Consider the following 13,459-nt stretch of genomic DNA (forward strand, 5'->3'; position numbering starts at 1 on the left):
CGCTCAAGGCGCGACTGGTGCTACCGGCGCTCAAGGCGCTACCGGCGCTCAAGGCGCAACTGGTGCTCAAGGCGCTACCGGCGCTCAAGGCGCAACTGGTGCTCAAGGCGCTACCGGCGCTACAGGTGCAACTGGCGCTCAAGGCGCTACCGGCGCTCAAGGTGCAACTGGCGCTACAGGCTGCACTGGCGCGACTGGTGCTCAAGGTGCTACCGGCGCTCAAGGCGCAACTGGTGCTCAAGGTGCTACCGGCGCAACTGGTGCTACCGGCGCTCAAGGCGCTACTGGTGCTCAAGGCGCTACCGGCGCTCAAGGTGCAACTGGTGCTCAAGGCGCTACCGGCGCTCAAGGCGCTCAAGGCGCTACCGGCGCTACCGGCGCTACCGGCGCTACCGGCGCTCAAGGCGCAACTGGTGCAACTGGTGCTCAAGGCGCTACCGGCGCTCAAGGTGCAACTGGCGCTACAGGCTGCACTGGCGCGACTGGTGCTCAAGGTGCTACCGGCGCTCAAGGCGCTACCGGCGCTCAAGGCGCGACTGGTGCTCAAGGCGCTACCGGCGCTCAAGGCGCTACCGGCGCTCAAGGCGCAACTGGTGCTCAAGGCGCTACCGGCGCTCAAGGTGCAACTGGTGCTCAAGGCGCTACCGGCGCTACAGGTGCAAGTGGTGCTCAAGGCGCTACCGGCGCTCAAGGTGCAACTGGCGCGACTGGTGCTCAAGGTGCTACCGGCGCTCAAGGTGCAACTGGTGCAACTGGTGCTCAAGGCGCTACCGGCGCTCAAGGTGCTAACGGCTCCAACGGTCAAGGCTTCATGGATTGGTTCGCCTGCAATGTTGGCGACATCAACCACGACTGCAAGATCAACGCAGCAGACGTTCAAGCATGGGTTCGCGGCTGGTGCTAATCAGCTCCCCGAACTAATAAAAGGCTCCGCAGGGTTCCCCCCTTGCGGGGCCTTTTTTATAGATGGACACAAGTATTAAAATGCTAGACCAACGGTAATTACCTCAATACATAAACCCTATAAACTTAAATACCGTCTAGCTCACAACATAAAAAATAGCAGGAGTTATATTCATGCGTCTCAGTATTTTCACCCCAACACACCGCCCCATTTACCTTAACGACGCTTTTGAATCCCTACTGGAACAATCCTTTTCCGACTGGGAATGGGTCATCATCCCCAATAGCGCCAACGGCTCAACGGTAGAAATACCCAAGCACATCGCATCACACCCCCAAGTCAAAGTTATTCCAGCATCAACCGAACTTGCCAAACAAGGTATTGGCGCACTCAAATTATTTGCCTGCCAGCAATGCAGCGGTGACTATTTCATTGAGTTAGACCACGATGACATCCTCACCCCCAACGCCCTCAAAGCCATTGACCAAGCCGCAACAGACACCGGCTCTGGCTTTATTTACTCCGATTTCACCAACTTCTACCCTGATGGAAGCTGCCAGATTTTTGGTGAAGCCTATGGCTGGAAAAACTACCCCTTTGAATTCCGTGGGCACACTTACACCGCCATGCGTGCATTCGCCACCAATGCCTGTTCCTTGCACCTGATCTTCCATGCCCCCAACCATGTGCGGGTGTGGTCGCGGGATGCCTACTTTAAGGCGGGCGGACACGACCCTAAAATGCATGTGGTTGATGACCATGACTTGCTGTGCAGAACCTACCTGACCGGCGCGGCATTCCACCACATTCCAGAGTGCCTGTATTTGTACCGGCTGCAAGAGGGCGATCAAAATTCCTACCTGCAAATGAACGACGACATCCAGCGTATGCAGCAGGAAGTATCCAACAAATACACTTACCAGCTCATTACCGAATGGTGTCGCCGCCATAACCACCCAATGATCAACCTCGGTCATCCGGCGGAATGCCCACCTGCCTACCAACAGGTAGCACTGGAAAATTCCCCCATCACTGGCGACCCACGCTACGGCATTCCGCTACCCGACAACTCCGTGGGATGCGTGCGGGCGGTTGATTTTTTGCAGCACGTACAGCGCCACAGTACCTTGCCACATGCGCAAACACAGGAACCGAAACCGCTTTCAACCATTGAAATGATGAACGAAATCTATCGGGTATTGGTTCCCGGTGGCTGGCTGATTTCCAGCACGCCCTCAACTGATGGGCGCGGCGCATTCCAAGACCCAACCCACCAATCGTTTTGGAACGCCAACTCATTCTGGTACTACACGCAACGGGAACAAGCACGCCTTATCCCTGAAATAAATTGCCGATTCCAAGGCACACGCCTATGGCAGGCATTCCAAACAGATTGGCATAAGCAAAATAATATCCTTTATGTCCATGCCGATTTGGTTGCATTAAAAGGTCAGGAACAATCGGGATTAGTAACAATTTAACGCAATTGATTCCAGCCTTATCGTGGAAATTCACCCGTTCATCTTTGAAGAACAACCGGGCGGGATTCAATAAACCTACTATCCAAGGCAGGTTTGCCAATGTTAACAAACCTGCCATTTAAGTCGAAAATATCGCGATTTGCTCTGTCTATAAAGGAATATACGATGTGTACTTCAATCTCAAATAACCCGACCAACACATGCAGCACCAATAACACCCCTACTCGCCCCACGCCAACAGGAAACCAAGGCAATTGCTTTTCCAGTGCCCTGAGCCATGGTTGCGGCAGCCCTTCAAGCCTCGTGCAAAACTTGCTCCACCGCATCTGTGGCAATGGCAACTCCGGTAACAACGGTGGCAACTCAGGCGGCTGCGGCACTGGTAGTACCGGCGGCAGCACCGGCGGCAGCACTGGTGGTTGCGGCACTGGCAATACTGGTGGCAGCACCGGCGGTTGCGGAACTACTGGCAGCACGGGTAGCGGTAGCCACACTAATAGCAGCACTGGCATCACTTACGACAGCGGCAACTACGGCACTGTCAGCCCCGGCGGTACTGTCTGCTCCACTGGGACAGGAACTTGCGGCACGGGTAGCACAGGTGGAAGCACTGGAACTGGTAGCACAGGTGGTAGCTGTGGTACTGGCAGCACTGGCGGAAGCACCGGCACTGGCAGCACAGGTGGCAGTTGCGGCACTAACGACTCACACGGCAATGCTGGTGGTTCCCACAACAATGGCAACTCCAACAACGGTTGCGGTACTGGCAATTCACATGGAAATGCTGGCGGTTCCCACAACAATGGCTCCAACAATGGTTGCGGTACTGGCAACTCACACGGCAATGCTGGTGGCTCCCACAACGGCGGCAACTCCAACAACGGTTGCGGTACTGGCAATTCACACGGCAATGCTGGTGGCTCCCACAACAATGGCAACTCCAACAACGGTTGCGGTACTGGCAATTCACACGGGAATGCTGGCGGCAATTCCAACAGTGGTTGCGGCAGCAGCGGACACACGCCTACCCGTGGCTGGGGCATCTGCGGCTAAGTTAGTTAGCCCACTGCATCACCCATCAAGAGCCTGCCTACGCAGGCTCTTTTTTTATGCCATACGTCCAATATCTCCATTAAAATGCGCTTTTGCCAACAGCGAACAACCTAATGGAAGAAGCACTCCCCCTAACTGACCGCCTGAACTTAGAAACAGCCCGCATCACTTGGCCTGAATTGGAACGCTATTTCGCAGGCGGACGGGTCATTCATGTGGTAGCCGCATTGGATTTGATCGAAGTCGCGGCAGGCTTTGCCGCAGATAACAGCACGGCAGTACAGCAGTGGCTAAGCACACAACAAATTAGTAAATTGTCAGATGATAATGCGCGGGATTGGGTGGATCGCCAGCCAGAACTGTGGGCGGTAGTAGTTGCACCGTGGGTATTGGTGCAGGAACGGGATTAGAAAACCCCTACTCCAACCTCTCCCCCGCGAAGCGGGCGAGAGGCTATAGCAAGCAAACGGGGTTTACTTGTTTTCGCGGTTGCCGATCAGGTTATCAACAACACTTGGGTCAGCCAGCGTGGAGGTATCGCCCAGACCGTCAACTTCGTTCGCAGCAATCTTACGCAGGATACGGCGCATGATTTTACCGGAGCGGGTTTTTGGCAGGCCAGGTGCCCACTGGATAATGTTGACCTTAGCAATTGGGCCGATTTCCTTACGTACCAGATTGTTCAGCTCAACTTTCAGCTCATCCGTGCCTTCTTCGCCCGCCATCAGGGTGACGTAAGCGTAGATGCCTTGACCTGTCAGTTCATGTGGGTAGCCAACGACTGCCGCTTCCGCCACTTTCGGATGCAGTACCAGTGCAGATTCGATTTCTGCCGTACCCAAACGGTGACCGGAAATGTTGAGTACGTCATCGACGCGCCCAGTGATCCAGTAGTAACCGTCTTCGTCACGGCGAGCACCGTCACCTGTGAAGTAGTAGCCCGGATACATGGCGAAATAGGTTTCAAAGAAACGCTTGTGGTCGCCGTATACGGTACGCATCATGGAAGGCCACGGCGCTTTGATCGCCAAGAAACCTTCGGCTGGGCAGCCTTCGATTTCTTCACCTTTTTCATCCAGCAGGCAAGGTTGCACGCCGAAGAATGGGGTGGTAGCAGAACCCGGTTTCAGCGCAGTTACGCCCGGCAGCGGGGTCAGCATGTGTGCGCCGGTTTCAGTCTGCCACCAAGTGTCCACGATTGGGCAACGGTTGCGGCCTACTACACGGTTGTACCAGTGCCATGCTTCTGGGTTGATCGGTTCACCAACCGTACCCAACAGGCGCAGTTTGCTCAGTTTGGCGCGGTCAACAAACGCTTCGCCCATGCCCATCAGCATACGGATCGCAGTTGGCGCAGTGTAGAAAATGGAAACGTCATGCTTGTCGCACACATCCCAGAAACGCCCAGCATCTGGGTAAGTTGGGATGCCTTCAAACATCAGCGACGTTGCGCCGTTCGCCAGTGGGCCGTAAACGATGTAGGAGTGGCCTGTTACCCAACCTACGTCAGCCGTACACCAGTAAACTTCGCCGTCTTTATAGTCAAATACGGTTTTGTGGGTCATTGCCGCTTGCAGCAAGTAGCCGCCAGTGGTGTGCAATGCGCCTTTAGGCTTACCTGTGGAACCGGAAGTGTAAAGGATGAAGAGTGGGTCATCAGCATCCATGTCTTCTGGTTCACAAACCGCATCAGCCGCAGCCATCGCGTCGTGATACCAGATGTCACGGTTGTCATTCCACTTAACTGGGTCGCCACCGCGTTGGACAACGATACAAGTGTGGACAGTTGGGCACTGATCCATCGCTTTATCGGCGTTGCCTTTCAATGGCACTTTTTTGCCACCGCGCATGGATTGGTCGGAAGTAATGACCACGGCGCATTCCGCATCTTGGATACGGTCACGCAGTGCATCCGGGGAGAAACCACCGAATACGATAGAATGCATCGCACCGATACGGGCGCAAGCCAGCATTGCAACGGCTGCTTCCGGGATCATCGGCAGGTAGATGGAAACACGGTCGCCCTTTTTCACCCCACGGCCTTTCAGCACGTTAGCGAATTTGGATACCTCTGCGTGCAATTCACGGTAAGTGATTTTGCGGTCTTCGTTCGGGTTGTCGCCTTCCCAAATGATCGCCACTTGGTCGCCACGAGTGTCGAGGTGACGGTCAAGGCAGTTGTAGGAAACGTTCAGTTTACCGCCAGTGAACCAGTTGATGTGCAGGTCATCGGCGGCAAAACTCCAGTCGAGTACCTTGTCCCATTTTTTGGACCAGCTCAGGTATTTTTCGGCCTGTTCGCCCCAGAAACCAGCCGGATCATCAACAGACTGTTGATACATGGCAGCATATTGTTCTGCGTTGATATTGGCCTGTGCTGCAAATTCGGCGGGGACAGGAAAGGTTTTTACTTCGGACATTATTGTAGACTCCTCAATCTAGTCGCGTAACTCTCTATCTCTACAGTTCTGTGATGCCGCAGGCTATGTGTAATTGTTGTGACCGTATCTTCATATAATAAGCAGCCAGTGTCCAGCCACACGGACAAAAAACCTAAGATTGTCGACAATTCATGTGTTTTCCAGCCCTACACGCATCAAAGGCTGCATAGCTGTCAACAGGCTTTTAAACATATTCGGGTTTTGGCGCTCTTCTGCCGCCAACAATTCCTTCATATGCTGGCGCTGGGTGGGCATATCGAAACACATTGGGCAGTTTTCCACGATCACTGGCAACGCCGCAGCCTTAGCAAAATCTGCCGTTTGGCGTTCGCGCACCAACACCAGCGGACGGATCACCCGTAAATCCCCAGCATCAATACGGTAATGTGCCTTCATGGTTTTCAGCCGCCCACCGTGAAACGCCGACATGAGGAAACTTTCCGCCAGATCGTCCAGATGTTGCGCCAATGCCAGCACGTTGTAACCGTGTTCACGCGCCGTGCGGTACATCAAGCCCCGTTTCATGCGCGAACAAAAGGCACAGTAGGAATCGTTATCCATGTGCGTTTCCGCCAGCTCCACAATCGGCTCACGCACGTAGTGGTAGGGAACGCCAAGGCTTTCCATGTACGGAATCAGCGCGGAGGGGTCGAAACTGTCCGACTGCGGGTCAATGGTGACGGCAGCAAACTCAAAGCGGATCGGCGCATGGCGTTGGAAATGGCGCAAAATGTGCAGCAGCGCCAGCGAATCCTTTCCGCCGGACAAACCCAACAGGATGCGGTCGCCCGCGCGGATGAGTTGGTAATCGCCAATGGCTTTGCCAACTTGGCGTAGCAGGGATTTGGGCGGGCTGACGAAGGCGGTTGGAGCCACGTTGTACTCACTTTCAGACAGGGTTTAAAAGCGTATTAACATATCGCCCAATCAGGACGAACACAACAACTGCTCCCAATTCTCGACCACAATCCGCCCACGTATCCAAAACCTCGGATGACCATCATCCAGCGCATGGAATCCTGTCACCGCCACATCATCTCCCATTACCCCCGACCAACTGACGCCGGTGAATGCCGCCAGAAATAATGCAGGCAGCAATAACAATGCTGCTCCCCATACCGGGATAGGCATTCTTTCCACCTGCGGCGTCCATTTACGCCACAACCCCACCGCCACTGCCAATACCAGCGTCATGTAAATCAAACTGACTGGCATTACCAAGAAACCATCCACCAAACCGCCAACGGATACCGCTCCGGCAGAAGCAGCAATAGGCACTGCCAATGGCGCACGCCCAACTGCATCAACCTGTACACATTGCCTCCAGCGGATAATTCCCCTTATTGCCGCAACAGCGAGTAACAACGTAAAAGGCATTCCCCATTCAGCCATCAACTGCACCACATAGTTATGGGGATGCGCCGCAATATCAGAAACACCCTGCACGGCAGTGGACATAGGCCCCGCCCCCCATAAAGGATGCGCTAACATCAACCTAGCTGCATCCAACCACAAGGTTATCCGGTCATGTGATGAAGCCACATCCCGCCCAACAGACTGCGCCAGCATCGCCGTCATCTTATCGGCATTTCCAAGCCATTCTGGCAAAACAAATGCCATTAAATAGTACACCCCAAACCCTAGCGCAGCCGTCGGTACACAATATTGCAAGTAACGCCACCCATACCCTCTGGCTACCCATGCCACAACTGGCACACTCACCAGCATCCCCAAAACGAATGCCCGTGTTCCTGTCAAAAACTCAAATCCCCAACCAAGACTCAGGACAGCAACAATGGCATAGCGGTAAGGCAAACGCTCATGCGTCACCAACACCCCTAACACAAAAGGTATTGTCCACAGCAAAAACTGACCATAAAACCGGACATTGGAAAAACCGTCTACCAATGCGAAAGCATCCAACTCAGCCCCTGTCGCCATCACAAAGACATAGTTGGTCAGATTACGGGTAAGGTAAAACGCTTGGATCAGCGTAAAAAATACCGCCAGTACTGTCATGTCCCGCCGACTAACTTCGGAAAGGAGCGTTACTGCCAACAACACGACTGAAAACAACAGAGAAAACTCGACCAGCGACCAGACCGCAATGGGGGAAAACACCACCTGCAAACCACCATACACATACAACCCTACGAGTCCCCACAGCGCCCTACGCGACAACCGCGCGAACCAGATGCTGGCACTGAGCGCTACAGCCACCATTACCGTGCTGATAAGACGTTGTGAATCGTGGTAAGGAGCCGCCAACTCAAAGGGCAGCACTGTAAGCATCAGCAAACAGAAGAAAATTAGGGCAAGCAACACATTGCGCATCATAACAACTCTTTTAATTATTATTGGTTGAGCGCAAAACTCTACCATAACACCCGCTTGCCATACAGCCGAAATAACAACCAAACCACCAATGCCCACACGGACTGTCAGTGTCACAACCTATCAACATGCTGTCAAAATCTGACAAAGGGATTACCCAAAACCCACCAAAAACACCGAAAATCCAGAAAACCGAACCGCTAATCATCGACAGGAACTTGGCACGTATTCTGCATTACTCAGTGTGTCTTCAGGACATTAAATAAAACCCCAACTAATCCTAATAATAAGGAATGATTCAAATGAGCATGAAAGCAAAAGCCCAACAAGGCTTCACCCTGATCGAATTGATGATCGTTGTTGCCATCATCGGTATTTTGGCTGCTGTTGCACTGCCTGCATACCAAGATTACACCGTCCGTTCCAAAGTTTCTGAAGTTCTGGGTCACTCAGCAGCAGTAAAAACCACGCTAGCGGAAGACTATTATGCCCGTGGCACAATGCCAGCCGCTGCCAATGACATCGTGACTGGTCTAAAAGCCACGATGGATGCTTCACAATACATGACAGGCACAACCTATGCCCAAACATCTGCTGACATTGCAACCATCACAACTACGCTTGAAAACGTAGGTACACAAGCAAACGCTAAAACCATGGTTCTTGTTTTCACTGGCGATGCTAACCAAATGACTATGGGCTGTACTGGCGGCACTTTAGCCAACAAATATCGTCCTGCCACTTGCCGTACTGGTAGCTAATACCTAACTGCTTAGGCTAGAAGTAAGCCCGCCCTGTGCGGGTTTGCTTTTATCGGAAGTCAAGTGGAGGCCAATCATGCAAGCAAAAAAGAGGAACGAACAAGGTTTTACGCTTATTGAACTCATGATGGCTGTTGGCATTATCGGGTTTCTTGCTGCAATTGCACTTCCCACCTATCAAAATTATGCCATCCGCGCAAAAACATTCGAAGCACTACAGTTCATAGATGCTGCCAAAACAACTATATGGGAAGCCTACTACGGGGTTGCCACTATGCCCGAAGAATCTGAACAAATCATGACAGACATTGAGAACATGATGATGTCTTCAAAATTCATTAGCAGTGCGACTTATAACAAAATCAGCCCAGACAACGCCAACATCCTAGTCGTATTCAAAAACATGGGAACAAATGCCAATGGAGACACTATTATTTTTAATTTCACCACAACCGCGAACCACATTACCGTAGAGTGCCAAGGTGGAACACTAGACCAGATTTATCGACCTGCCGCTTGCCGCATTTAAGCTAACAGACCAAGGTAACACTGCCATGTTTAAAGAAAAACTAAAAGCACTCTCAATTCATTTAACTATTAGTACATTTATTGTTGGCTGCTTCTTGATATTTTCCATAAAAATCTGGTATCCATCGCCACTCCTCGAAATCTCTGGACTAAAAGATATTATTATAATTTTACTGACTGTTGACCTTATTCTCGGTCCACTTCTTACATTTGTTGTATTTAAGCCTCAGAAACCCAGCTTAAAATTTGATTTGACTTTTATTGGACTAGTACAAATTGCTGCTCTCGCTTACGGCATGTTCACGATTTATCAAGGCCACCCCGTGTACGTAGCCTATACGGTAGATCGTTTTACACTTATCAATGTGACAGATGTAAATTCAGCAAAAACAAAACATAAAGAATTAAACGTTTCGGGCTGGTGGAAACCCAAGTTTGTTTACGTCAAGCCCCCCACAGACCCAAAAATAACGCAAGCCATTGTATTTGAAGTACTATCTGGCAAGCCAGACATTGACGCACGCCCAGAGTACTACGAACCCTTTGAAAAATTCATACAAGATGTACTGAAGCATGGTATTGCCGCTGAGAAATTAACATCTTCTGACAACAACCGACAAAAACTGGCGCAATTCCTGAGCGAACACGGCAAGACTGCCAGCGACTACGCCTTCCTTCCCTTGAGCGGCAAGGAAAAAGATGTAATCTGGGCACTTAGCCGAGAAACAGGCAAGCCCGTGGGTGTGATTGACATCAACCCGTGGCAATTAGGGTAGCCTATTGCAATGCAACAAACTGCCGCACGTCGTCCCGTTGCGGCAATTCATTCCCCAGCCATTTTCAACGCGCTATCATGCAAAGCATGTCATCATAACAACATAACAAGCTGACCCATGATTCCGCTAACATCATCCATCCCGCTACCCGGCCTGCTCCGGCAACTGGTCGAACAGGAAATCCTGAACCAAGAGCAGGCTAGCCAAGCCATGCAAAAAGCACGCGCCGACAAAACCTCGCTGGTTGCGTGGCTCGTCCAATCACGCTTGGCATCGCCCAAAGACATTGCTTACGCCGCCAGCATGGAATACGGCTTGAGCATGGTGGATATTGATCAAGTCAACATTTCTACCGCAGTGGCAAGCCTGCTTGATGCCGAGCAAATGAAAAAGCTCAATCTCGTCCCGATGTATCGCGGTGGGAAAACCTTGATGGTGGGGCTTGCCGACCCCTCTTTCCTGACCAATCTGGATGATGTCAAATTCGCCACTGGCCTCGTGCCCGAACCTGTGTTTGTCGAGTACGATAAATTACAACGCTACCTGCACCCCGATAACGGCGAAATAACTGCCACAACACCGGCAAACACCAAAGCAAATACCGCCTCACCCGTTTCCGCAGACGCCATCGTGCTGGATACGCGCGAACTCAAAGCCAAAAGCGACAACGAAGAATCGGCGGTTGTTGAGTTCCTCGACAAGCTACTGGCGCACGCCATCAATGCCAAAGCATCCGACATTCACTTGGAAGTGTTTGAAAAAAGCCTGCGCATCCGTTACCGCATCGACGGCATCCTGCAAGTGGTTGCCACCCCTCCCAATGACGCTGCACAGCAATTGATTTCGCGCATCAAAGTGCTTGCCCGTATGGATATTTCAGAACGCCGCGTGCCCCAAGACGGGCGTATCCGTTTCACCCTGAATGCCAAGAAAAAAATTGATTTCCGCGTCAATACCCTGCCGACCTTGTTCGGTGAAAAGGTGGTCATGCGGATACTCGACTCTTCCAATGCCGCGCTGGGGGTTGAAAAGCTTGGCTTTGACCCACGCCAACAACAAGATTTCATGAAAGCCCTGCAAAAATCGGATGGCATGATCCTCGTAACAGGGCCAACCGGGAGCGGCAAAACCGTCACCCTTTACACTGGCTTAGGCATCCTCAATACCCCGGAAAGGAACATTTCAACCGCCGAAGACCCGGCAGAAATCAACATGCCCGGCGTCAACCAAGTCAACGTCAACCCCAGAGTCGGGCTATCTTTTGCTGATGCCTTACGGGCTTTCCTGCGCCAAGACCCGGACGTGATCATGGTGGGGGAAATCCGCGACCTCGAAACGGCAGAAATTGCTGTCAAAGCCGCGCAAACCGGGCACTTGGTGCTTTCCACCCTGCATACCAATAGCGCCCCGGAAACCCTGACGCGCTTGTTGAACATGGGCGTTCCGCCGTTCAATATCGCCTCATCCGTACACCTGATTATTGCCCAACGCCTTGCCCGACGTTTATGCGAAAAGTGCAAACGCCCTGCCGACATACCGGGTGAAGCACTCATCAAACTGGGGTTCCAGCCCGAAGAAGTGAACACCCTGAAAATCTACGAACCCTACGGCTGCACGGAATGTTCCCACGGCTACAAAGGCCGGGTCGGCATCTATCAAGTTATGCCGATTTCCCCCGACATGGGGCGCATGGTCATGAATGGCTGCAATTCCATGGAACTAGCGGACCAAGCACGCAAGGAAGGTATCCTCGACTTACGCCGGGCGGGGCTGGAAAAAGTCCGTTTGGGCATTACCTCGCTGGCAGAACTGGCGCGAGTCACTACCGACTAAGGCTTACCAATTATCTGCAAAGCAAAGCCCCACCGGCTATGTCGTGTTACACTCGGGGCAAGATTATAAAAATAACACAGAAGCAAGCTCATGCAGACCAGTTCTTCCTCAAGAAAAAGTATGCCAGCAGCCGCCACCCCATCCGCGCAACGCCCCGTGTACGTCTGGGAAGGTGTAAACCGTAATGGCGTCAAGATACGCGGAGAAACCCAAGCCGTTAACCCTAACTGGCTAAGGGCGGAGTTGCGGCGTAAAGGTATAAACCCCGGACGGGTTTACCGCAAACCAGCAACACTGTTCAAACCTGCGATCAAACCGGCAGACATCGCCCATTTTGCCCGCCAATTGACCACGATGATGCGTTCCGGCGTGCCGATGGTACAGTCCTTACAAATGATTGCCACCAGCACCAGCAACCCTTCCGTCCGTGACCTAGTAAAAAAAATAGCCATTGACATCGAAAACGGCGCAAGCCTTGGGGAATCACTGTCACGACAGCCTAAATATTTCGACAAACTGTTCGTGAATCTGGTCAAGGCAGGCGAACAGGCGGGTACACTTGAAGCCATGTTGGAGAAAGTAGCCACCTATAAGGAAAAAAGCGAGGCGCTCAAGGGCAAAGTCAAAAAAGCGATGATGTATCCAATTATTGTCATTATTGCCGCTGTAGTCGTCTCTGCTATCCTGCTGATTTGGGTCATTCCGCAATTCAAGGAAGTGTTCAGCAGCTTCGGCGCTGACCTACCGGCCTTCACCCTATTTGTCATCGGCATCTCTGACTGGTTGCAAGCCTATTGGTGGGCACCATTACTGGGCATGGTTGCTATCGGCTACAGTTTTGCCACCGCCAAACGCAATTCGAGGTCATTCGACCGTTTCCTTGACAGGGTTTCACTAAAATTGCCAATTGTAGGGAATATCCTTAACTTATCAGCCATTGCCCGTTTTTCGCGCACCCTATCTACCATGTTTGCAGCAGGCGTACCCTTGGTTGAGTCGATGGATTCTGTTGCAGGCGCAGCAGGCAACGCGATTTATGAAGACGCCATATTTCAAATGAAAAATGATATTGCCAGCGGTGTACAATTAAACACAGCGATGCAAACCACGCAGGTTTTCCCCAATTTTGTGATCCAAATGACCCACATCGGTGAAGAATCCGGGCGCTTAGAAGACATGCTGGGCAAAGTAGCCGATTATTACGAAGAACAGGTCGACAATCTGGTGGATACCTTATCCAAACAGATCGAACCCCTGATCATGGCGGTCTTGGGCGTCATCGTGGGCGGCTTGGTCATTGCGATGTACCTACCGATTTTCAAACTTGGGGCAGTGGTCTAACCACCAG

12 protein-coding genes are annotated in these 13,459 nt (G+C 52.1%); 9 read left to right on the top strand and 3 right to left on the bottom strand.

What is annotated here, in order from left to right; all coding sequences use genetic code 11:
* The 4 genes from PHE17_RS00005 to PHE17_RS00020 form a co-directional block, all read left to right on the top strand.
* Window positions 1-983 (top strand): hypothetical protein (locus PHE17_RS00005; protein WP_301013720.1); only part of this gene is annotated, 983 nt, incomplete at its 5' end.
* Between the two features lie 94 nt (window positions 984-1,077).
* Window positions 1,078-2,385: a glycosyltransferase gene (locus tag PHE17_RS00010; protein WP_301013721.1), complete on the top strand. Its 1,308-nt coding sequence runs from the start codon at window positions 1,078-1,080 to the stop codon at window positions 2,383-2,385.
* Window positions 2,386-2,550: 165 nt separating this feature from the next.
* Window positions 2,551-3,438, top strand: a complete 888-nt coding sequence (locus tag PHE17_RS00015) for a hypothetical protein (RefSeq protein ID WP_301013722.1) — start codon at window positions 2,551-2,553, stop codon at window positions 3,436-3,438.
* A 113-nt stretch (window positions 3,439-3,551) separates the two neighbouring features.
* Window positions 3,552-3,848 carry a DUF2288 domain-containing protein gene (locus PHE17_RS00020; RefSeq protein WP_301013723.1) on the top strand — a complete coding sequence of 99 codons (297 nt, stop codon included), beginning with the start codon at window positions 3,552-3,554 and terminating at the stop codon, window positions 3,846-3,848.
* Window positions 3,849-3,911: 63 nt separating this feature from the next.
* On the opposite strand, the gene acs is transcribed toward PHE17_RS00020, so the two are convergent.
* The 3 genes from acs to PHE17_RS00035 form a co-directional block, all read right to left on the bottom strand.
* Entirely contained in the window at window positions 3,912-5,858 is a 1,947-nt protein-coding gene (acs, locus tag PHE17_RS00025; RefSeq protein ID WP_301013724.1) for an acetate--CoA ligase, read from the bottom strand.
* Window positions 5,859-6,008: 150 nt separating this feature from the next.
* Entirely contained in the window at window positions 6,009-6,755 is a 747-nt protein-coding gene (locus PHE17_RS00030) for an ATP-binding protein (protein ID WP_301013725.1), read from the bottom strand.
* A gap of 51 nt (window positions 6,756-6,806) precedes the next feature.
* Window positions 6,807-8,216 carry an O-antigen ligase family protein gene (locus tag PHE17_RS00035; protein WP_301013727.1) on the bottom strand — a complete coding sequence of 470 codons (1,410 nt, stop codon included), beginning with the start codon at window positions 8,214-8,216 and terminating at the stop codon, window positions 6,807-6,809.
* Between the two features lie 299 nt (window positions 8,217-8,515).
* On the opposite strand from PHE17_RS00035, the gene PHE17_RS00040 reads away from it, so the two are divergent.
* The 5 genes from PHE17_RS00040 (at window position 8,516) to PHE17_RS00060 (ending at window position 13,452) form a co-directional block, all read left to right on the top strand.
* Entirely contained in the window at window positions 8,516-8,974 is a 459-nt protein-coding gene (locus tag PHE17_RS00040; protein ID WP_363320048.1) for a pilin, read from the top strand.
* Between the two features lie 76 nt (window positions 8,975-9,050).
* Window positions 9,051-9,503, top strand: coding sequence for a prepilin-type N-terminal cleavage/methylation domain-containing protein (locus PHE17_RS00045; RefSeq protein WP_301013728.1), 453 nt, complete (start codon window positions 9,051-9,053; stop codon window positions 9,501-9,503).
* 25 nt (window positions 9,504-9,528) lie between these two features.
* Window positions 9,529-10,278, top strand: a complete 750-nt coding sequence (tfpZ, locus tag PHE17_RS00050) for a TfpX/TfpZ family type IV pilin accessory protein (protein ID WP_301013729.1) — start codon at window positions 9,529-9,531, stop codon at window positions 10,276-10,278.
* A gap of 117 nt (window positions 10,279-10,395) precedes the next feature.
* Window positions 10,396-12,111, top strand: coding sequence for a type IV-A pilus assembly ATPase PilB (pilB, locus tag PHE17_RS00055; protein ID WP_301013730.1), 1,716 nt, complete (start codon window positions 10,396-10,398; stop codon window positions 12,109-12,111).
* A gap of 120 nt (window positions 12,112-12,231) precedes the next feature.
* Window positions 12,232-13,452: a type II secretion system F family protein gene (locus tag PHE17_RS00060; protein ID WP_301013731.1), complete on the top strand. Its 1,221-nt coding sequence runs from the start codon at window positions 12,232-12,234 to the stop codon at window positions 13,450-13,452.
* Window positions 13,453-13,459: the final 7 nt, after the last annotated feature.

The organism is Thiothrix sp., assembly GCF_028714775.1.
Taxonomy (GTDB): domain Bacteria; phylum Pseudomonadota; class Gammaproteobacteria; order Thiotrichales; family Thiotrichaceae; genus Thiothrix.

Excerpts from the sequence above, each read along its gene's own strand:
- PHE17_RS00040 (WP_363320048.1), top strand. The coding sequence starts at position 8,516 with ATGAGCATGAAAGCAAAAGCCCAACAAGGCTTCACCCTGATCGAATTG.
- PHE17_RS00015 (WP_301013722.1), top strand. The coding sequence starts at position 2,551 with ATGTGTACTTCAATCTCAAATAACCCGACCAACACATGCAGCACCAAT.
- PHE17_RS00045 (WP_301013728.1), top strand. The coding sequence starts at position 9,051 with ATGCAAGCAAAAAAGAGGAACGAACAAGGTTTTACGCTTATTGAACTC.
- pilB (WP_301013730.1), top strand. The coding sequence starts at position 10,396 with ATGATTCCGCTAACATCATCCATCCCGCTACCCGGCCTGCTCCGGCAA.
- tfpZ (WP_301013729.1), top strand. The coding sequence starts at position 9,529 with ATGTTTAAAGAAAAACTAAAAGCACTCTCAATTCATTTAACTATTAGT.
- PHE17_RS00010 (WP_301013721.1), top strand. The coding sequence starts at position 1,078 with ATGCGTCTCAGTATTTTCACCCCAACACACCGCCCCATTTACCTTAAC.
- PHE17_RS00060 (WP_301013731.1), top strand. The coding sequence starts at position 12,232 with ATGCCAGCAGCCGCCACCCCATCCGCGCAACGCCCCGTGTACGTCTGG.
- PHE17_RS00020 (WP_301013723.1), top strand. The coding sequence starts at position 3,552 with ATGGAAGAAGCACTCCCCCTAACTGACCGCCTGAACTTAGAAACAGCC.
- PHE17_RS00035 (WP_301013727.1), bottom strand. The coding sequence starts at position 8,216 with ATGATGCGCAATGTGTTGCTTGCCCTAATTTTCTTCTGTTTGCTGATG.
- acs (WP_301013724.1), bottom strand. The coding sequence starts at position 5,858 with ATGTCCGAAGTAAAAACCTTTCCTGTCCCCGCCGAATTTGCAGCACAG.